At 52.1% G+C, this 21,040-nt stretch carries 15 protein-coding genes; all 15 read right to left on the reverse strand.

Translation table 11 applies throughout. The annotated features are described in order from the left end of the window. Positions 1 to 239: 239 nt before the first annotated feature. The 15 genes from asd to mshD all read right to left on the reverse strand — a co-directional run bounded on the left by asd (position 240) and on the right by mshD (position 20,943). Positions 240 to 1,379 carry an aspartate-semialdehyde dehydrogenase gene (asd, locus tag HMPREF2625_RS04790; RefSeq protein WP_070522334.1) on the reverse strand — a complete coding sequence of 380 codons (1,140 nt, stop codon included), beginning with the start codon at positions 1,377 to 1,379 and terminating at the stop codon, positions 240 to 242. A gap of 210 nt (positions 1,380 to 1,589) precedes the next feature. Further along, positions 1,590 to 2,276, reverse strand: coding sequence for a dihydrofolate reductase (locus HMPREF2625_RS04795; RefSeq protein ID WP_070522337.1), 687 nt, complete (start codon positions 2,274 to 2,276; stop codon positions 1,590 to 1,592). An 8-nt stretch (positions 2,277 to 2,284) separates the two neighbouring features. Continuing rightward, positions 2,285 to 3,193, reverse strand: a complete 909-nt coding sequence (locus tag HMPREF2625_RS04800; RefSeq protein ID WP_070522688.1) for a thymidylate synthase — start codon at positions 3,191 to 3,193, stop codon at positions 2,285 to 2,287. 216 nt (positions 3,194 to 3,409) lie between these two features. Further along, complete coding sequence (locus HMPREF2625_RS04805; protein ID WP_070522340.1) at positions 3,410 to 3,940, reverse strand: hypothetical protein; 531 nt, start codon at positions 3,938 to 3,940, stop codon at positions 3,410 to 3,412. A 291-nt stretch (positions 3,941 to 4,231) separates the two neighbouring features. Further along, positions 4,232 to 4,993, reverse strand: coding sequence for a hypothetical protein (locus HMPREF2625_RS04810; RefSeq protein ID WP_070522343.1), 762 nt, complete (start codon positions 4,991 to 4,993; stop codon positions 4,232 to 4,234). Between the two features lie 200 nt (positions 4,994 to 5,193). Next, a complete protein-coding gene (locus HMPREF2625_RS04815; RefSeq protein WP_070522346.1) occupies positions 5,194 to 5,502 on the reverse strand; it encodes a hypothetical protein in 309 nt (102 codons plus the stop codon). A 5-nt stretch (positions 5,503 to 5,507) separates the two neighbouring features. Further along, positions 5,508 to 6,206, reverse strand: coding sequence for a hypothetical protein (locus HMPREF2625_RS04820; RefSeq protein WP_070522349.1), 699 nt, complete (start codon positions 6,204 to 6,206; stop codon positions 5,508 to 5,510). 106 nt (positions 6,207 to 6,312) lie between these two features. Further along, positions 6,313 to 6,984 (reverse strand): hypothetical protein, encoded by a 672-nt coding sequence (locus HMPREF2625_RS04825; RefSeq protein ID WP_070522352.1) that lies wholly within the window; start codon positions 6,982 to 6,984, stop codon positions 6,313 to 6,315. A gap of 18 nt (positions 6,985 to 7,002) precedes the next feature. Beyond that, entirely contained in the window at positions 7,003 to 7,218 is a 216-nt protein-coding gene (locus HMPREF2625_RS10755) for a ribonuclease domain-containing protein (RefSeq protein WP_168162329.1), read from the reverse strand. Between the two features lie 211 nt (positions 7,219 to 7,429). Further along, entirely contained in the window at positions 7,430 to 8,056 is a 627-nt protein-coding gene (locus HMPREF2625_RS04830; RefSeq protein WP_246826674.1) for a hypothetical protein, read from the reverse strand. A gap of 129 nt (positions 8,057 to 8,185) precedes the next feature. Continuing rightward, positions 8,186 to 8,941: a hypothetical protein gene (locus tag HMPREF2625_RS04835; RefSeq protein WP_070522355.1), complete on the reverse strand. Its 756-nt coding sequence runs from the start codon at positions 8,939 to 8,941 to the stop codon at positions 8,186 to 8,188. Between the two features lie 11 nt (positions 8,942 to 8,952). Further along, positions 8,953 to 15,945 (reverse strand): DUF6531 domain-containing protein, encoded by a 6,993-nt coding sequence (locus tag HMPREF2625_RS04840; RefSeq protein ID WP_070522358.1) that lies wholly within the window; start codon positions 15,943 to 15,945, stop codon positions 8,953 to 8,955. 232 nt (positions 15,946 to 16,177) lie between these two features. Continuing rightward, positions 16,178 to 17,176 carry an NUDIX hydrolase gene (locus tag HMPREF2625_RS04845; RefSeq protein WP_070522361.1) on the reverse strand — a complete coding sequence of 333 codons (999 nt, stop codon included), beginning with the start codon at positions 17,174 to 17,176 and terminating at the stop codon, positions 16,178 to 16,180. Between the two features lie 247 nt (positions 17,177 to 17,423). Next, complete coding sequence (locus HMPREF2625_RS04850) at positions 17,424 to 19,676, reverse strand: RNA degradosome polyphosphate kinase (protein WP_013397658.1); 2,253 nt, start codon at positions 19,674 to 19,676, stop codon at positions 17,424 to 17,426. A gap of 127 nt (positions 19,677 to 19,803) precedes the next feature. After that, positions 19,804 to 20,943 carry a mycothiol synthase gene (mshD, locus tag HMPREF2625_RS04855; RefSeq protein WP_070522363.1) on the reverse strand — a complete coding sequence of 380 codons (1,140 nt, stop codon included), beginning with the start codon at positions 20,941 to 20,943 and terminating at the stop codon, positions 19,804 to 19,806. Positions 20,944 to 21,040: the final 97 nt, after the last annotated feature.

The raw sequence follows: 21,040 nt of genomic DNA on the forward strand, positions 1-21,040 counted from the left end.
AAAACGTACCTGTCTACTTTGAGCCTGTGCCCCGCATCCTCAATCAGGATGCGGGGCACAGGTTTATCCGCTACCGCTAGGTTCGGGGCAACCAGAAAGCTTATTCACCAAGAGGCGGGTGCAGGCAACGTTTTGCTCTCCCACGCATATCGTTCAAAGCTTGTGGGCTAGGCCCAACATACGTGGGCGCGGAACCGTTCTTACGGCACCGCGCCCACGAGTACTTTGAGAAGGCTACTTTAGAGCTTTCCGACCGCGATCTTGAGCATGCGGCGCACCGGCTCAGCGGCACCCCACAGTAGCTGGTCGCCCACCGTGAAAGCACTAATATACTGCGGACCCATCGCCAACTTGCGGATGCGCCCCACCGGAATATTCAGCGAGCCGGAAGCGGCGACCGGAGTCAGCCCCTCCATCGTGGCATCCTTAGTATTTGGCACCACCTGGGCCCACTGGTTGTCTTCAGCGATAATGCGCTCAATCTCGGCAACCGGCAGGTCTTCGGTCAGTTTCATCGTGAGTGCCTGAGAATGCGAACGCATGGCTGCGATACGCACGCACAAACCGTCCATAATCACACGGTTATCGCCCTCGAGACCCAAAATTTTGTTGGTCTCGGCATCAGACTTCCATTCCTCGCGGGACTGCCCATTGCCCAGGTCAGAGTCAATCCACGGGATTAGCGAACCGGAAAGCGGAACCCCGAACTGCGCGGTATCAAGCTCACCCGAACGCTGCTTAGCGAGCACCTTACGGTCGATCTCCAGGATCGCCGCTGCCGGATCGTTAAGCTCGGCAGACACCTCATTGCCGAGGTCGCGGAACTGCCCCAGAACCTCGCGCATATGACGGGCCCCGCCCCCTGAAGCCGCCTGATAGGTCATCGAGGTGGTCCATTCCACCAGCCCCTGTTTGAAGAGACCGCCCAGCCCCATGAGCAGGCATGAGACGGTGCAGTTGCCGCCGATAAAATCTTTCACACCGGATTCGAGCCCGCGGTCAATCACATCACGGTTAATAGGGTCGAGCACGATAATGGCATCATCGTTCATGCGCAGGGCAGAAGCGGCATCAATCCACAGGCCCTCCCAGCCAGATTCGCGCAGCTTCGGGTGAACCTCTTTCGTGTAGTCACCGCCCTGTGCGGTCACAATAATCTTATGCTGGCGAAGCTCATTCAGATCGTACGCATCCTTCAGCGTAGAAGGTTCAAGCGTGCCGTCGAAGGTGGGGGCTTCACCGCCCACATTGGAGGTTGTGAAGAAAACGGGAGAAATATCGTTGAAATCGTTCTCTTCAAGCATGCGCTTCATCAGCACGGAACCAACCATGCCGCGCCAACCTACAAAACCTACTGAGTCACCGGGATTAAAATTCATAATTTCTAGTCTACCCCGTGTACCACATATCGCGTGGAACAGCGTCATAACCCCTAGTCAGTATGGTAAAGACCAGGAGACGCGAGATAGGTGCGATGAGTTCTGGCGTAAGACGTTGTGAGGGGAACGAATGTACCCCAGACAAACGAGACTACACTTTGCCGTTCGCACAAGCGAACGTTATTGTACGGAATTTCCGCGCCAGGTATATCAGAGGCGGGCTAGGGTTTGAAATGAATAGTACATGGGATTTTTCCCGCCCGAAGCATCCAGCAGATAGCCGCGCTCGCTCTTCTCCCAGGCACTTTCACCCAGGATGCGCCATCGCGCCGGTTCGTCCGCAGCCACAAATCCTTCTACCGCAAGTTCGGGGGCGTAGGTATCGCCCGTAATCTCGTTACCTTCCTGACAATAGAAGAAGGTGCGTTCGATAATTTCGACGCGGCCAAAGGAGGGTAAATCCTCGCGGGAAAGTGCCTCCGCATAGACGGAGCCGCCGCCAATGATCCAAGCATCAACTTGCTGATGTGGTGAATCCGGGTGTCGGGTAGCGTTGGGCGTTAAAGGCGTGTTGCCCGCGAGGGTGAGAGCCGCATCCAGCGACGGAACCCAAAACGCGCCATCGCGTTTAAGAGGCGCGGCTGAATCTCCCGTAATACTGCGGCTGATGACGATATTGGTGCGCTCAGGCAGCGGTCGAAAACGTGGTGGAAAAGACTCCCAAGTGCGCCGCCCCATGATGACGGGCTTACCCATGGTGACGGTTTTGAAATGCGCAAGGTCTTCGGGGGCACGCCAGGGCATGGTGCCGTCGCGCCCAATAATACCCGCATCGGTCTGCGCCCAAATAGCGCCAAGGCACGGTCGTGCGGGGGAGGAGGAATCATACTCACGCATCGATTGTCCTAAACCGCGATGGGGGCAGAAATCCCCGGATGATGCTTATAATCGACAAGTTCAAAGTCTTCATACTCATAATCAAAGATAGAAGGTTTCTTCGTTTTGATAACGAGTTTGGGATACGGGTAAGGCTCACGCGGGGGATAGGGATTACCCTCGGGGTCGTTGCCGTAACCGAGCTGCTTTTTCACCTGTTCCAGGTGGTTGGAGTAGATATGGCAGTCGCCGCCTGTCCATATGAACTCGCCGGGTTCCATGCCGACCTCGTGGGCTATCAGGTAGGTCAGCAGGGCGTAGGAGGCGATATTGAAGGGTACACCCAAGAACATGTCGGCGCTGCGCTGGTACAACTGACACGACAATTCCTTCACGCCGTCAGGGCGCTCATGCACGTAAAACTGGAACATGGCGTGGCAGGGCGGCAGTGCCATCTCATCAACCTCGGCGGGGTTCCATGCCGAGACAATGTGGCGACGTGACGACGGGTTCGTTTTGAGAGATTCGATTACTTTCGCTATCTGGTCGATGGTGCCGCCGTCGGGGGTGGGCCATGAACGCCACTGCACCCCGTAGACCGGGCCGAGGTCACCATTTTCGTCAGCCCATTCATCCCATATAGTCACGCCGCGTTCCTGCAGCCAACGTATGTTTGAGGAGCCGCGCAGGAACCACAGAAGTTCAACTGCCACTGATTTGAAGTGCACGCGCTTGGTGGTAATCAGGGGGAAAGAGTCACGCAGATCGAAGCGCATCTGCCGCCCAAATACGCCGAACGTGCCGGTGCCCGTGCGGTCTTTGCGCTGAGCATCGGCGGCAATAGCATCACGGTTCTCGTCAAGAATTTCGCGCAGCAAATCCTCATAGGGGGTAGGGATACTCTGCTGACCAGAGGCGTGATGCGCGGGTGCGGACATGCTCATGGTGGCTTGACTCCTGGGCGTAGGCACTGTTGTAACCAGAATTCTATTGTACGAGTCTCTCAGATAAATTGGGCTGTGCTTCACCCTGGGCGCAAAATAGGTGGTTGAGGTATAGAGGAGTATAGCGTTAATTATTTTTTGTGCTGCCAACTCCTAACGACTTTATGGCGATACTCCGCAAGGGGTGGGTATTCTGCTCCTGGGTTATCTTCATCGAAGTCTTCGATAATCAGTGGCTCGACCTTCGAAGAACTCCAGCACAGTATCGAGTTTTTCCCGAGACACCTCCATACCATAAAGCACATGCGGTGGGTCGTAGTCTCCATTCACATACCAAGAATGCCGATACCGTAAGTCATTATCCGCACTTTGCAGAATCTGTGCCATCCACTTTGCCTGCAAGTATTCAGGGCCTTTATCCTCTCGGAATAACGCGTCATAGTCCCGCAAGACCACGAAAACTCCTTTACTCAAATCCAGCCAATGCAAATCTTCCATGTACTCATAGATCAGATTTACTGGATCATCAGGCATTCCATAAGGATATTCAATAGGCCCTAAAAGCTCCTTAAAATATTCATTCTCGGTCCTTGCCTGGACAAGAGCAGAGCAAGAAAACTCAATAATTTTCCACCTCTGCTTTCGTAGCAGCTCTAGTTGCCGCTCTAAGACGTCATCATCTTCCTTTACATACACAGCTGGGAAGAAGCTATTGCCACGCCCGTCGTCGTAGTAACCCATAATTGGTTAATCCTTGGCTATCAGTGCGTTGTTAGCTGTTCCCGCCGGTATAGGTGGTGCTCTCGGGGTACTCATCAGGATCATTAATCCACTCCGTACCATCCTCATACAACGGGTCAGGAAAACCACTAGGGAAATATTTCTTCTTCCGATCTTCCTATTGAGGCCAAGGGGCGCTTAGCATCAGGGTCGGTAAAAACTATTTCGTGGTTCGGTGCCAATACCCACTCTCGTAAGTGAACACAGGAACAACAAACTCATCCTTATAGCCGCATTTATACCCCATAATGCTTATACAGAAGGATCTGGCTCAGTAAATTCACTATGCACCAGGTGCACCTTGGAGGCAAGAGCAGGGTCATAAAATGGTGATTCAGGATAATACCGAGGATCAGCAACATAGATACCCGTAGCCTGCGGATCATGGTTTATAACCCCACCAAAGAGCTGACCTGTCTTATCGTATAGAGGATCCGGGGCGCCGTTCGGGAAGTTCCTTCGCCGTTCTTCCTCAAAATCAGACCAGGGATACCGCGCACCCTCACCAGCAATCATCACATTTTCCGCACCCATCAGCTCCTCAAACTGTGGGAGATACGAGGTGGGAAGACCAACGCCGTACCCCACCACTACAGGATACTCTTCATAGATATATCCACGTAAGGTTGAATAATAATAAACAATATCTTCAATCAGTTGGAGCATAAACTCGGCTCCATAGCCAGTATATAGATCAGGATGGGTAGAGAAGATATCCTCAAAATTCTTATAAAAAACAAAGAGGCCTTTGCGCATATTAATGCCATAGATATCCCTAAGATTTCCTTTGACCGCCATGGCATTAATATATCCATGCTCAGGAACTTTAAAATTGAGTTCACGTAGAAGCCTCGTACCGCAATCCTCAATATCCTTTACCCTAGCACAGTCTACTTCAGCGATATACCATCCCTGCTGCTGTAAACGAGGCTTCATCACCTGCTCCCAATACCCACTCTCCTGAGTGAACACCGGAACAATGAACTCATCCTTATATTCTTTTTCATAAACCATATAGTTATTTCCTTAAGAAATCCTACACAGGGGGTATTCATAAAAACCTACTTAAGTCCCTTATGAATAAACCCTTAAGCAACATTCCAAAATTTTAACCTCAAATGCTATTACGTCTATCCCATTCCTATAAGCCTCGGACCATCTAGGGTACACCGAAACTCTATTCGGTAAGCTAGTTGACTTCATTATTCTGACTACTAATCCGCCAAATAGGTTATACCCGAGCGCACAACCTCAGTCATACCAGCCTTATCCACCGAATCCATCACCGAACACAACACAGCCGATAACAACCGTGACTCAGCATGCGGACTAAACCGGTACTGCTGCAGGCTAGGTTTCTTACCCGCAATCCAGGCCAGCATAAAATTCTCAAGCGACCAATCTATAGAAGTTTGAATGGTCTTGACCATATCGGACCCATGGGCCTGCATCCATGCCTGATCTATAGATTGATTCTCGAACCCAGTACCCGTTGAATTAAGCGGATACAGGCTGAACCTCAAGACGACTATTCTTCTACAGGATATCCTGCGTTACCCGTGTACGCGGGACTCTCCGGGTACCTTTCAGGATCAAAGATCCAGTTACCCTTTTCATCGCACCGAGGAGCCGGGAACCCCTGAGGGAAATATTTTTTCTTCCGCTCCTCATGCCAAGTCCACGGATACTCCACCACCTCCGGGCCAGAAATGAGGATCTTGTTATTTCCTGTAAAGAACTGCTCCACACGCGGCAAAGAAGCCCGACTCACCCCGAACCCGTAGCCTAAAGTCACCTCATAATCATCCCCAGACCGAGGACGTGGGCTAGGACGCATAGGATAGTCCAGACGCATATAATCAACCATATGCACGGCATAAATAGCGTAACTATCGTTCCCTAAACGGTCCGCCATCGACAGTACGTCCTCAAAGTTTTTATAGTACACAAACAGCCCCTGACGCAGATCAAGCCAATCAACCTCAGTAGCATATTCAAAAGCCCAATGGACATCAAACTCATACGGAAAAGAATCCCAGTCGAAGTCCAAAGCTGTTAGAAGCCGACGCCCAAATTCCAATGATCCAGTGGCTCCAGCACAGTCAACCTCTGCGATATACCATCCTTCACGCTCAAGATAGGGCTTCATACAATTCTGCCAATACCCATCTTCCTCAATGAAGATCGGGGCGATGAAGGGTTTTGAAAGATTATGTTCATACGGCATACTGTTTCTTTCCCAAAAAATAACTCACGAGGCAAATAAAGATATAGAGCACGACCTGGGGTATAACCCATATACGTCATCTAGCTAACCACCAGATGCCTTGATACTATGAGTCCTTACTGCCAGTGTAGGTGGTGCTTTCAGGGTACTCATCGGGGTCAGTTATCCAGATACCATTCTCATCATACCGAGGATCGGGAAAACCATTAGGGAAGTATTTCTTCTTCCGCTCCTCCTGCTGAGACCAAGGGTATTCAGTATCAGGGCCAGCAAAGATTATTTCGTGACCTTCAAAATACTCCTCAACGCGAGGAAGGGAATCTTTCGACACCTCAAGCCCATACCCAAAAAGAACCTCGTATTCGTCATCACGCCACATAGGACGCCGTGGGTAATAAGCATTCATAATGTAAAGGATATCCACACTATACCTAACATAACCCTCCATGTTTAAACCGTCAGCCATAGATAGAACATCTTCAAAGTTTTTATAGTAGACAAACAATCCTTGACGCATATCAAGCCAATCGATATCCTCTGCATATTCTTCATCCCATTTCAAATCAAATTTATGCGGGAATGAACTCCAATCAAAACTGATAGCATTCATAAAACGAATAGCAAAATCATAGGCATCCACAACCCCTGCGCAATCAACTATAACAACATGCCACCCCTCCTGACGCAGAGAAGGAAGCATATAGTTTTCCCAATAATTATTATCTCGTATAAAAACAGGGATACTAAACGGTTTAGAATATAAAGCCTCATAAGGCATATTCGTTTCCTTTCAAAATTAATCAACAAGGCGGACAAAAGTTAAATAGTTATCTGGCGAATAGTAAATACTTCCATTGCTGCCTACTACGATACGATGTGTTCCCCGATTAAGTCCTGGTTTACCATTTTCTTTAACGATAGGCTCTGGCGGTTTTGCATCATATTCAGTATATGTAATAAGATTACCATCCTTATCTTTTGTTGAGAGTATGCTACCATCTTTACTACCCACAGGCCTATTCTCGAAAACCTTAGAACTACTCAACCCTTAAACACGACTAATAAATTTAAAATACAAAAATACTGGATCCTGTAACAAAGCAAAGCCGCAGGAACCAGTAGTTTTTATATGAGGCTGTCTCCACTAATTTACCTGAAGAGAGCTCCACGTGAATAAATATTGTAAAATCCGGTTAAAGAGCCAAAAATGAGAATCCCTGGTATTACTTACTCTCATATTTCCAGCTCTCCAAAACCTCATCCTTATTCTTCACATACAAAGGATGCTCCGCCCCAGGGTCATTTTCATCAAAATCAGGCACCACAATCGCCCGACCCTCAAAAAACTCTAACACCTGATCAAGATGCTCTTGAGACACCTCCATACCATAAAGAATATTCGCAGGATCATACTCCCCATCCTCGTCCTCCGAATACCGGTACCTCAACTCAGTATCCACAGTCTGCAACAGCTGTGCAGCCCACTTCGCCATATAATAATGAGGATCATGAGGGCTCTGAAATAGTGCATCATAATTCTTCAGAACAAAAAAGAACCCCTGACTCAAATCCAACCAATGCAAATCCTCAAGATACTCATGAATCCAATCATCCGGCAACCGAGGAACCTCATACGGAAACTCAATAGCCTCAAAAACCATCACAGCAGCCTCCTCAGACCCCGAAGACTCCAATAACTTTTCACTGGAGAACTCAATAATCTTCCACCCAGCATGCCGCAACAGCTCTAATTGCCGCTCTAAAACACCATCCTCCCGCACATAAACAACCGGGAAGAATGTCTCTCCGTAGCCATCATCATAAAACCCCATAGGTTCGTAATAATTCATAATATTTTCATTCCTTAGTCAAAATAAACGTCTCATCATGATGCGGAAATAAAAAATTTGAGGGTCAGCCATGAAGTGGCAATATCCCAATCATGAATAACCCTCAATATATACAAACGTGCTTATATACTATTCTGTATCATCAACATCTTCACTATGCACCAGGTGTACCTTGGAGGCAAGAGCAGGGTCATAAAACGGTGACTCAGGATAATACCGAGGATCAGCAACATAGATACCCGTAGCCTGCGGATCATGGTTTATAACCCCACCAAAGAGCTGACCTGTCTTATCGTAGAGAGGGTCCGGGGCGCCGTTCGGGAAATTCCTCCGTCGCTCTTCTTCAAAATCGGACCATGGATACCGCATACCCTCACCGGCAATCATCACATTTTCTGCACCCATCAGTTCCTCAAATTGTGGGAGATACGACGATGGAAGACCAACGCCATACCCCACCACCACAGGATACTGCTCGTAAATATACCCACGAAGATCAGAATAGTAGTAGCTCATACGTTCAGCTAATTGAAGCGCATACTCCGGGGCATAAAAAGGCGAACACTCTTCCCGTACGCTAAAGAGATCTTCAAAGTTCTCATAGAATACAAAAAGACCCTGACGCATATCATTCCAATCAGCTTCCTCAACAGCATCTTTAACCCAAAACCCATTCACCCACTGATCCGGCGCAATATTAAACCCAAGCGCTCGTAAAAGCCTGCGCCCAAGTTCGTGCGAGGTATCCACACCAGCACAATCCACCTCAACAATAAACCACCCCTGTTCCTGCAAACGAGGCTTCATCACCTGCCCCCAATACCCGCTCTCGTGAGTGAACACCGGAACAACAAACTCATCTTTATATTCGCGTTTGTATGCCATTATGACCTCCCTTAAAAGATCCGAACAAAGGTTTCATAATGATCTGGAGTGTAGTACATACTCCCGTCAGACCCCACAATTAAACGCTCTTCACCTGCAGCACTCATTTGATTAGGAACACGTGCTCGCCTCCTAACCTTGTATTTCGTATACTCTATCTCATTCCCAGCGTAATCATGCGTGGGAAGGATACGAGCTTCCTTATTATCAAAAGGCAGAGGATCCGGCACATTCCCAAAACCCTCAGGCTTATGATCCTTATTTTTCCAGTACACTTTCCCATCTTCATAAAGAGATTTAGCCGTTGGAACCACATCATCAGGAATTGTTCCGGTGTACTCATCCAGATTAGTCACTATAAATTTATGAGAACCAACCTGAGCCTCAACCGTATTACCATGTCGGGTAACATCCCTAAAACCAGTCATCGCCGTATCTAGATTAGGCTCACCAACTTCAGGACGCCACAGGGCAAACCTAGGTTCACCTTTAGATAGATCGGCGGGAGAATGCTGCCCATTGAGCTTTTTATAGTAATCATCCCTCAATTTCCTAGCTTCGTCGAACCCGTACACGTTGTACGTTCCAGGCTCTTCAGCAGGTACATACCGAGAGCTGTCCTTAGTATTCTTCACAAGAGTCTTTTTGAAGTCATCACCAGCAAGATATGTGGCCGTCTGATCACCATTCTGCACAGTAGACCCAGGGGGATGCTCTGTCCAAGATACATGCCTGTCAGCCGTAACAGGATTCTCCAGTGCCGTAGAATCACCCGCCGCACCTTTTGCCGGAGGCAGGTTTTCAACCTTCGGTTCCTCCACAGGTTTCAGCTGCACATTGGGTTCGTCTACTGTTCCTGATGTCCTGTGATCGAGAGAACCGGTATGGGCAGGTTTGGGACCGTTGGGTATGTCTATCTGATGTGGGCTATTGTGTGGTGTGGGGTGCACTTTGGGCACTACGTGCTCGATGCCCAGCAGGCTGGTGCGCGTCCATGTGGCAATGCGGTCTTGGATTCCGTTGATGCGGGTTTTGACGGCGTTAACGGTGTTTTGGGTTTTAATGACAACAGGGGACGTCTTAACCCGATCAACCGTTCTGGAGATAACGGGGACTTTCATCGCTTGGTTGCCGGTGGCGCGTGCTACGGGCGGCCCGGCTTTGAAGAGCATCCCTATGAGTGCGGCTGTGAGTGCTTCTTTCCCGCCTTCCTGAAGGGCGTAAGCCTGCACTTTATCCCAGTCGATATTGCCGTCGGGGGTGTGGAAATCCATGCCATCAGCGGCACCGTTGGCGGCACCAGAAATAAAACCAACACCGCCGGCCAAGAGGATACTTGTCGGCGCTATGAACAGGGAACCAATAACACCTACAAGAGCCAGAAGGCGCAGACTCTGCTGCATGAAACGTTCGCCTTCTTGGCTCTGATACTTACGGTAATCTGCAACCGTCAGGGGGCGCTCACCCCGAGGGTCCACATACTCCAGCGGATTATTGCCTGCATATGCGTAAACGTCAGCAAACCAGGATGAACCAGCTATTGCGGCCTTCGGGTCTGTTGAGAGGAAACGACGTGAAGGGGTGTCATAGACGCGAGCGCCTAGCATATCTAGACCGGCTACGCGTAGCGACCCTGCACCCGTGAACTCGAAACCGGTGGGCAGCCCGGGCACCGGGGTAGCGCTTGCAGAGGGCACGCCCCAGTCCGTTGACAGTCCGGGTGTGTTACCTAACGTCGAATCGAGGGTGTTGCCGGTCAATCCGGGGACGTTGAGGGTATACCAAGGTGTCACTCCGCCGGGTATACCCGCCTGCGAAAAGCCGCCGTCAGAGCTGGGTGCGCTCGTTGCCCCAGCACCCAGAAGATGCGGAATATCCGACCTGGCATCCCACATGAGAGGCACTGTAATGCCCTCACCATCAGAAACAGCGGATACCTCACCCACCGCATCAGAAATCAGTGAAGTGCGTGAAATACCTGCACGTGAGGAAATAGAGTCTGTTACCGATGTCAGACCGCCGTAGGCACCCCAGCTATATTCGCGAGAGTATGAGGTGCCGGTGAGCTTATCGGTCGTGACTTCACCACTACGTTCGCCTGCCAGATTGTAGGCGTATTCCGTGATGTTGTGAGCGGCAAGCTCCCCAGCGTCGCCCCGTGCACCTGCGTATGCGCGAGCCTCAACGGCGACTAACTGGTTCGCTTCGTTATGGGTGAAGATACGCTCACCCTCCAGAACACGAGAACCTGCAGCCGTGCGTTCAGACCCGTTAGAACTATCGAGAGCAAAGACGCGCTCGCGCATCATGACTCCGGCTGTGTACTCCCACTCCCACACGTGGGATGCTGAACGGGCGCCCACAAGCTGCCCGGCATCGTCATAGGAGTACAGCACAAGACCATCCGGTGAAGTATCAGATCCCGTTGAATCCAACCCAATCACACGGCCGTTATGGTCACGGATTACTTGTGTGCGTTCAAGAACCTTTGATTCTTCAAACCCTCGGACATCGGCGGGTATCTGTTCACGCACATAGTCTGAGATTAGCCCGGTAGTGCGCTCGTGCGTCCAGGAAGATACCATATCTCCCACCTGAATCCGCGTGAGACGTCCCAGAGGATCGTAGGAGAATACTGAAGAGATAACGTCGTGAGCGGGCTGTCCCGTGGCGTGTGTTGTTACAGCTACCGTTCGACCGGCACCATCTACAGTACGTGTAGATTTTGCGTAAGGGGTTACTGACGTGATCAGATAACCATCGGCGTCATACGAGTACGTTAGTGTATATGCGCCGGTTTTGATAAAGGTATTCAAAGCGTGAAGACGCTCGTACATATCGTCGTCTGCATGAGCGTTGCTTTGCTCGTTCAATCTTAGGAATCCTGAACGGCTGCGAGAGATCAGACGGTCGGAGGAATCATAGACAAAACGATGCTCAAGGTACGGCTTTTCGACGCCAGCAAAGGCGGAAGAATCGCGCTCCCGGAGTGCAGAAGCAGAGGCATAGTCACGCACCGTCACGGTTCGATGACCAATAGATGATGCTCCGGGGGAGTACGAATACTCCGCCGCGCACACACCATTGACGCTCAAAGACGCGAGCAGACCGCCACCCTGATAGTCGTAGGAGTATGCACGGGTTCGCTCACCATTATTTTCAGACAGCAGACGACCTGCAGCATCGTAGGTGTACGTAGATGTTATCTCTGCCGTAGAACCCGCGCCCTTAACGGTGCGGATAAGCTGACCTGCGGCGTCATAAATATACGTGGTGACCTGGCCGGTCGCATCCAGGGTGCGCACCATCTGCCCGGCAGCGTCATACTCGAAATGGGTGCGATACCCTAAGGCATCTACAGCAGTCACTAGCTGGCCGGCTGCATCATAGACGAATCTGCGGGTACCAGCGCTGTTATCACTCATACGGATCAGGCGTGAGCACCGGTCGTATGCATACGTTGCCGTGCGAGCCCCATGCTGCACCCGTACAATCCGGCCAAGGGCATCGTACGTCGTATGCTCAGTTGTGCCGTCAGGATAGGTTCGGGCAATAATTCGAGATGCGGCGTCGTAGGTTAGTGTTGTGTACGCCCAAGCGGTAGGCTCTTCCCATTCCACGTTCTCGCCCACCGTCGGCTTCTGTTCGGGCACGCTTAGCCCCACGCCCATGCGCCGCAGCCGCCCAGCTTGATCATAGTCGAATGTTTGGGTACGTCCCGCCGCAGATACCTCGCGTATCAGCCGGTTTGCCGCATCGTAGGTGCGGCGGGTGAGCCCGCCCTGAGCATCAAGAGTTTCAACAGGATTGCCTGTGGCATCATAGGTTGTAAACTCGGTAACAGTTTCGCTGTTTCTTGGGGATGCACTTGGTGACTTTGAGTTTTGAGATGCACGTCTAACCGGCTGCGAAGAGGCGAAATTTTGGGTATTGTTCTCGCCCTCAATAATCACCCGTCCCAGATAATCGACGTGACGGAATGAAGATCCGAGTATTCCGCCGGAGGACGTAGTTTCTTTGCCCGTTCTACGGTCTACAGCGCGATGTGTAACAACGCCAGTAGCATCCGTAATCTGGCTGATTTCGCCAGCCAAGTCGTAGTCAAACTCACTCCGGGCACCCAGAGGATCTGTCACCGCAATAAGTTGTGACAGGCCATCGTATTCATAGTTGGTTACGGCACCGAGGGCATTAATAGTCTTGACCATGTTGCCCCAGGCATCAAATACTGCGCGGTTGGTACGACCCAGTGGATCGGTGACAGCGGTGATTTGGTTGCCGTTATTGTACTCAAAGTGCGTGACATGACCGTAAGGATCTGTCAAAGAAACGGGCAGCTGACCTATAGGCCGCGATGTATTGTGTACACGGTGAGTGTCGCTTGACGTAAGGTTTTGGCGTACAAAAGCAGGAACATCCAGCTCTTCGGGAGCAAGTTCAGGGTACGTGAGGGACCAGCGTGAACCGGCAGCATCCGTGACTGTGGCGAGTTGCCCGGCGGAGTTCCAATGGGTAGAGGTTACGTGGCCTAGAGCATCCCTAACCTGCACTATTCGACCGTGTTTGTCGTACTCTAGATGGACTGTATCGCCAACACCGTTTGTTATACTGATCAGTTCTTGACGTGCGTTATAGGTGTATGTGGTACGTACACCGGTGGGGTCAGTAACGCTTAGAAGGTTGCCGTACTCATCCCAGCTATATTCTGTAGTATGCCCATTCCCATCAGTCATAGTGATGGGGTTTGGGTTTGCGCCTGTTGATTCGTAGGTATATGACACTACCACGGGATCACCGGGGTTGAGCCGATCACGGAAATCACATACAGAGGTCGTGAGCAGGCGGTTATGTTCGTCCCAGGTGTACTTAGACAGTGCACCCTCGGGGGTAAGTTGTTTCGCTAAACGGCTGTAAGAGTCGTAGGAACGGCTTATCGTAGAGCCATCGCGTTCAGTAACGCTGATGCGGTTGCCGAATTTATCGTAGCGCATGACTTGGCGGCTGCCATCAGCAGCTGTCATAGAGCTAAGACGTCCGTGTTCATCAGAGCGCCAAATATTAGAGCTGTCGCCGGTTATCGCATCAGCAACAATCGTCATAATGCCCGGAGCATAGACGAAAGACACTTCACGGGAATGTTCTGTCAGCTGGTGGACCACGCGTCCTTGGCCGTCATAGGTATTAGTGACTTCACGATGGCCGTTCACGTCCCAGACTTCTTCAATCAGGCGCTTAGCGTTGTGGGTGTAACGACGAATACCGTCAGGACGGTTAACCGCTGCTAGCAGATCATCATCGTCGTAAATGTAGGTGACGGTATCAAGTATCTGCACATCATGATCTATAAGGTAGGTGCTGGCAGCTTCAGGGCGAATACGGTTATCACGGGGTGAGCTGCCATAGCGTATCTGAAGACCTCGACCTGAGGCCGGGTGAATGATGTCAGTTAGCTCTAACGCACCCGTTGCGGAATCCGATGAGTAAAGAGGCAGTGTTAAGGTTGCATAATGCCCCTCCATGACGCCTGTCCAGGCGCCAGAAGGATCGTAGAAGTATCGAACATGCTTGGAATTGTAAACAACCCAATAATATGCGGGTGTAGTAGGCGCGCTGACCTTGCGCCCAGCATTCTCTGCCGTCTTGATTGCCTTCGTCGTCGCTGTGGAAACATAGCTGTAAAGCTCGTCGCCGGGAACAGTTTTGCTAAGCCAATACGATTCGGAAGGAACACGACCAAAACCGTCACCCATACGAGGGAATGCAAGAGCCCGACCATCAGGCGTGTGCCATACAGCGCCCGTGTTACTCAACGTAAGCTGAGTATCAAGCGTAGAAAACCAACCGAGACCAAAGATACCCGAAGGAGCTTCTTCAGGATAGGTAACGGCAACGCTGTTGTACATACGTTCAAGCTTGATGAGCGATGCCGCGGGAGCATGCTCGAAGGAGAGATCACACTCATGCTCAATGAAATTCCCTGTGGCAACATTCACGGGATCAAGCGCATATCCCGCTGAGTATACCGCGCCGGTTATTGTCGCACGAGAAACATCAATACTCGGACGATCCGTAGAAATTTTCTGTTCCTTCAGATAATTCCGAATATACCCCGTATTAAGGTACTGCGGATAATCCAAAAAATCTGCTTCAGAATAAATAGGACCTAACATTCCTTGAGAACCAGCTGTCGCGAAAGCTTCCGCAACAGTGAGAATCCAACGAACATCAGATTGGTTGGCATCAACCCATTTTGCTAGCGAGTTAAAAAGGCTTGTGGCATCAAAAAAACCCCATGACGTATGCTCAACAAAAGAGCTGTAGCATTTGGTGATATTGGAGTAAAGCTCGGCAATTCTTTGATCTAATGTAGAGTTCTTCTGCGCAAATTTCACGATGTTGCCGGGAATAGCCGATGTAGTCTCGGTAGCATCCTGGGCGGCATCCCGAGCCCTCTTTTCGGCGCGATGCTTACGGTTGCGCCCGATAACCTCTGCATTTCTGCCTGTATTACGGGATTTGATAATCGGGGCGCGTTCGTCGAACTTGGGACCTTCGCTATCTAGATTAGGCTGTGGTCGGGGAGGGTAATAGGCAGCGGGATCTTTCTGAAAACTTATAAATGTATTGCGATTATCATTTTCAATGTTATCTCTGATCTTCTTCTTTTCTTCCTCCCAATGTGCCATAGCTTCACGGAATTTTTTACGATTCTCATTTTCTTGGTGTGCGGCATCAGTATATTTCTGCAGGTCGGCGGCGGCATCGCCTAGGGCTGTAATCAGGTTTTTACATTCAGAGATGGAATATTTGCAGTTTTGATCAAAAACTCGTGCGAAATGTCCTTTAAACTCACGTTGGGCTATGCCAATATACCGCTGCCGTTCCGGAAGCTGTATTTCTAACTTTCTTTTTAAATATCTGAATATACTGAGCAGAATATCGGCATGATTAAAATCGAACTCAACATCACGCTCTAGAACGTGCATGTTGTCGTATTCGCCCATAGTTTATGTATCTTCCGTGATGCGTGGCTGGAAACTATGCTGAACCTAAGTGAAAGGTTGAAGCTCAACTTATGTTACCAGATGTGAACCCCCAATATGAGCACATCCTGTAGGGGCCTGAGGCGTTGCATGAGCCTGTCTAGTCATCTGGAATACTTCGAGCCCCTCGAAAGTTTTCGAGGGGCTCAAAACTCGCGCACTTCCATGCACATGGACCGCGAAAGTTCTGGTGCTAATCAATAACCGGGCGGATGGTCTCAACCGAGACGATACCACCGTGCTCGGCGGTTGAGACCTGCAGGACTACCGCATCCCCTGGCTCCATATAGGGATCTTCGGTGGGAAGAATTTTCGCCGAGCCCTTCATGAGGTGCCCTTTGAGAGCTTTAAAAACCAGCGGAAAAACGGGGCGGTGCGTGCACAGCAGCGAAGGAACTTCCTTCACGAACAGCGATTCGGTCACTTTTGCCGTGCGTTTAGGATGCCCTGCCGCGCCGCTCTCTGAGAGGGACTTCTTCTCTTTGATCGCGATTGCATGGTCGTTCGCGTAGGGCGCCACGGTTTGCATGCACCGCAGCCACGGAGATGAAAGCAAACGGGTGGGGGAGTATGCCTCCAACAGGCGGCTATGCGCAAGCGCCTGGCGTTTACCGGTTCCCGCGAGTGGGCGCTCGTCGTCGGCGGCAGTCCAGTTAGACCGCGGTTTTGCCTTGGCATGCCGCATAATGACGACCGGGCGAGTGTGCAGGGTACCGGCTTTATGGTGAGCAACGAGCGCATCCAAAGGCTCGTGGTCGGTGCTGTTGCTCAAGAGCTTGCGTGCCTCTTTGGGGGTTACCCAGCGGATTTCATCAACTTCGCCTTCGTCAGCGCGGGGATGCTCCCCCACAGGCAGCTGCGCGGCCCAGTAGAACACATCCTTGGGGCGCCCCGAGACCATATAGTTGGTGACCGCCAGCGGCACGCCGAGGGTTATTCTAAGGGTGACTTCTTCGCCTACCTCACGAATGGCGGTTTCAACGAGTGATTCGCCCGCATCCTGTTTGCCTTTGGGCCAAGACCAGTCGTTATAGCGGGGCCGGTGAATCATGAGCACCTCAAGTTTTTCCCCGTGCAAGCGCCAGACGAGGGCACCTGCGGCAACGACTGGCGCTGTGTTTTCGCGGGTGCGGGTGATGGCGAGTGAATTATCGTATACGTGGGCGGAATAGTACGTTGATTCGGTGGTCACGGGATCCTCTACGAGCTGGTAGTGATGATGCGGTGTACTCCCATTCTAGGGGAAAAATCTTCAGAGGCGTCACCCTCCCGTAACCTTGTGTTCACCTTCGTAGTAAAAATCCGAATGTTACGTGGCTTGGCACCCTGTGGAGCACAATTATGGGCATATAGTGTGGCTTTCAGACCGAAAATTCGCATAATGCTACTTTTCGGTCTGAAAGCCACCTGCATACAGAAGTTACGGAAAGGGAAAACCGCTAAATCTTGTCGTGGTTCTTCCGAGAGCGCGAGCGCAGGTAATAGGACTGCACATCGCGCAGCGGGTTGCCGTCGGCATCGGTATCGAAACGCTTCCACGTGCCGTCACCCGAGAGGTGCCAGGTGCGGGATTCATCGCTCATGTAGACCGTGAACATGTCGAGCAGGTACTTGATATGGCGGGGGTCTTTGACCCGTACAAGTGCCTCGATGCGGCGGTCGAGGTTGCGGTGCATCATGTCTGCAGACCCGATATAGACGATGGGCTCACCCGCGTTCTCAAACGCGAAGACGCGCGAGTGCTCCAGGAAACGCCCGAGCACTGAGCGCACCCGGATATTCTCGCTGAGTCCGGGCACACCGGGGCGCAGGGCGCAAATACCGCGCACGACCACATCGACGGGAACTCCGGCCTGAGAGGCACGGTAGAGGGAGTCGATAATCGCCTCATCCACCATGGAGTTGCACTTGATCTGGATGCGCGCCTCCTTACCCGCCTTATGATTCTCAATTTCACGGTTGATGCACTCGATGAGCCCGCTGCGCAGCGAACGCGGGGCAACCAGCAGCGATTTGTAGGTGGTTTTTGGCGCGTACCCGGAGAGCTGGTTGAATAGGCGCGAGACGTCCTCACAAATCTGCTCATCGCAGGTAATAATGCCGAGGTCTTCGTAGAACCGCGCGGTGGAAGGGTGATAGTTGCCGGTGCCGATGTGCGCGTAACGGCGCAGCTGGTTGCCTTCGCGGCGCACTACCAAGGAGAGCTTGCAGTGGGTTTTCAGTCCGACCAGACCGTAGACCACGTGCACGCCCGCGCGTTCGAGTTTGCGTGCCCACGAAATATTGGCTTCCTCGTCGAACCGTGCCTTAATCTCAACGAGTGCGACAACCTGTTTGCCTGCCTCAGCGGCTTCGATCAGCGCATCGACAATGGGGGAGTCGCCGCTGGTGCGGTAGAGGGTCTGCTTGATAGCCTGTACCTTCGGGTCGGCCGCCGCTTGCGCAAGAAACGCTTGCACACTGGTGGCGAAGGAATCGTAGGGGTGGTGCAGAAGCACATCGTGATCGCGGGTTGCGGCAAACACGTCCGCCTCTTTGGCGGTTTCGGCGGCGTTGAGCCAGCGGGAGGTATGCGCAATATGCTTGGGGTAGTGCAGGGCGGGACGGTTGGCGCGCACGATCGCGCCCATACCACGCAGATCCAGCGGCGCAGGGAGCTTATATACTTCGGAGTCGTCGATATTGAGCTCAGAAATGAGCAGGTCGAGAATCGTGGGGTTGATCGTATCTTCAACCTCAAGACGCACGGGCGGGCCGAAACGGCGGCGCAGCAGCTCCTTTTCGAGGGCCTGCAGCAGGTTCTCGGCATCGTCCTCTTCAACCTCAAGGTCTTCGTTACGGGTTACGCGGAAGACATGGTGCTCAACAACCTCCATGCCGGGGAAGAGAGTGTCAAGGTGCTCGGCAATAATGACCTCTAATGGAATATAGCGGGATTCCTTGCCGGTCGTGTTGGCGGCGCGGGGACCGTCCACCGAAATCATGCGGTCAAGCTGATCGGGCACCTTCACACGCGCGAAAAGTTCCTTGCCGGTCTGTGGGTTACGAACCAGCACCGCAAGGTTCAGCGAAAGCCCCGAAATATAGGGGAAGGGGTGCGCCGGGTCTACCGCGAGCGGGGTGAGAATCGGGAAAATATCGCGCAGGAATTCTTGGCGCAAACGGGTTTTAGCGTCTGCATCCAAGTCATCCCAGCCCACAATATGAATGTTCTGTTTTTTCAGCTCGGGAAGTATCTGCTCATGGAAAACCTGGGCATGGCGCTTCTGCAGGCTGTGAGCGGCGGTTGAGATCGCCTCCATCTGTTCGTCAGGGCTCAACCCTGCGGCGGAAGGTACTGCCAGTCCGGTAGCGATGCGGCGTTTGAGCCCCGCCACGCGCACCATAAAGAACTCGTCAAGGTTCGAGGCCACGATAGAAAGAAAATTCAGGCGCTCCAGCAGGTACAGATCAGGGTCTTCGGCAAGCTCCAGCACCCGGGAATTAAAATCGAGCCAACTGCTTTCACGGTCGAGAAAACGCTCGGCGCCAAAATCGCCTTCGATATTGGGTAGATCGAGTTTTTCTCCCGCCTCAATGCGGTCGGCACGGGTATCGGCACGCTCAATCTTCGAGATATCGTTTCCGATGTGAATCAACCCGGTCATCGGTGCCGGTTCGGTATTCTTTTTGGTATGCGGGTGGGGTGCCACAGGCTATTCCTTACTATGTTGAGGGACTAAGTTTACGATGTGCCGCTCGTCATCGAGCACAACGCAGAAAGAACGTTCGGTACGGGTGTGAGCCGGTAAAGAACCCGCGCCCCACCCCGAATAAACGCTAGATGCTGCCGGTCGAGATAACCGCCGTGGTAACAGCGGAGAGCACGCCCGCATCCACACCGTTAGACGGACTCTTGCCGGATCCGCGTTTGGGGGCGTACATGCGATCCACGGTCGCAACTGCGAACCCTAACGACTCGTAGAGCTTCAACGCAGGGGCGTTATCGGCGTCCACATACAGTTCGATTGCATGCAGAGGCTCGCCGTTTTCGTCGGATGCAAGCGCCAAATACGCCAGGGCACGCAGGGTCACGGTACGCCCCAGACCGCTACCCTGGGCGTTTGGACTGACCCCCACCACATAAATCTCACCCGCAGGCACCAGATCGTCGAGCGGCTGCCCCGGCTCGGTCTGAGCGGTTGGAATTTTCGTCCACGTAAACGCCGCAATATTATGCGGGTCCTCCCGCTCGGAGATGAGAAAGAACCCCTCCGGGCGGAACCAATCGCTGCCGGTGCGCTCGCGTAAATCCGCGAGAGTCAGGCGACCTTGCTCGGGGTGCTCAGCGAAGGCTTCCGCGTTGACGCGAAGCCAGGGGTTTTCGTCGGCGGGGGTGAAGGTGCGCAGCTCAAACGAATCGGGCAGGGCGCGCGCATCCGAGAGCTCGGCAAGATTCTCACGGGTTTGTTCGTCAAGCGGAAGTACCATTTTGTACAGCACGCGCACCGGGGTGAAACCTGCGGCTTCGGCGAGCTCATTGGCGGGACTCTCAATACCGGTGTCGGTTGCGCTTCCGTGTACCCAGAGGTTGTAGTTGCTGGCCTCGCTTCCTAAATCCTCAATAACGCGAGTGAAGAAAGCGGGACCGAGCCCCTGCCCGCGCACCTGCGGGTGAACGGCTGCCTCAAGTACACCGGGCTCGTCAGAGTCTTCGGGGGAGGGAACGGCAACGAGCACAGCCTGTAACTCGGAATTATCAGCGGCCGGAGTGAATGCGAAAACTTGCGGATGAACCAAACTCTCACCGCGCACCGCTTTCGAGAGCTCCACCAGAGTTTGTTCGGAGAAAGCCGGGGTGCCGTCGTGCTTCTGTACGGCGCGTGCGAACTGCGTGAAATGCTCTAGAAGCTCAGCATTGAGGGGCATATTTTCGTAGTGCCCAGAGTCGAGGGTGAAGTTTTCGGGTGATGCCGCCATTCTCGCCTTCTTTCACATTGCCTACTGTTTAACTTTACCGGGTGAAAGCCTGCGTTTGAACCGGTTTGATGCAATAAGCGCAATCTTCGGCGCACCA

The sequence above is a fragment of the Rothia sp. HMSC064D08 genome (assembly GCF_001809525.1).
GTDB lineage: Bacteria > Actinomycetota > Actinomycetes > Actinomycetales > Micrococcaceae > Rothia > Rothia dentocariosa.

What these genes read in the sequence shown, in the direction of transcription:
- asd (WP_070522334.1), bottom strand. Translation starts at nt 1,379, where the DNA reads ATGAATTTTAATCCCGGTGACTCAGTAGGTTTTGTAGGTTGGCGCGGC.
- HMPREF2625_RS04795 (WP_070522337.1), bottom strand. Translation starts at nt 2,276, where the DNA reads ATGCGTGAGTATGATTCCTCCTCCCCCGCACGACCGTGCCTTGGCGCT.
- HMPREF2625_RS04800 (WP_070522688.1), bottom strand. Translation starts at nt 3,193, where the DNA reads ATGTCCGCACCCGCGCATCACGCCTCTGGTCAGCAGAGTATCCCTACC.
- HMPREF2625_RS04805 (WP_070522340.1), bottom strand. Translation starts at nt 3,940, where the DNA reads ATGGGTTACTACGACGACGGGCGTGGCAATAGCTTCTTCCCAGCTGTG.
- HMPREF2625_RS04810 (WP_070522343.1), bottom strand. Translation starts at nt 4,993, where the DNA reads ATGGTTTATGAAAAAGAATATAAGGATGAGTTCATTGTTCCGGTGTTC.
- HMPREF2625_RS04820 (WP_070522349.1), bottom strand. Translation starts at nt 6,206, where the DNA reads ATGCCGTATGAACATAATCTTTCAAAACCCTTCATCGCCCCGATCTTC.
- HMPREF2625_RS04825 (WP_070522352.1), bottom strand. Translation starts at nt 6,984, where the DNA reads ATGCCTTATGAGGCTTTATATTCTAAACCGTTTAGTATCCCTGTTTTT.
- HMPREF2625_RS04830 (WP_246826674.1), bottom strand. Translation starts at nt 8,056, where the DNA reads ATGAATTATTACGAACCTATGGGGTTTTATGATGATGGCTACGGAGAG.
- HMPREF2625_RS04835 (WP_070522355.1), bottom strand. Translation starts at nt 8,941, where the DNA reads ATGGCATACAAACGCGAATATAAAGATGAGTTTGTTGTTCCGGTGTTC.
- HMPREF2625_RS04840 (WP_070522358.1), bottom strand. Translation starts at nt 15,945, where the DNA reads ATGGGCGAATACGACAACATGCACGTTCTAGAGCGTGATGTTGAGTTC.
- mshD (WP_070522363.1), bottom strand. Translation starts at nt 20,943, where the DNA reads ATGGCGGCATCACCCGAAAACTTCACCCTCGACTCTGGGCACTACGAA.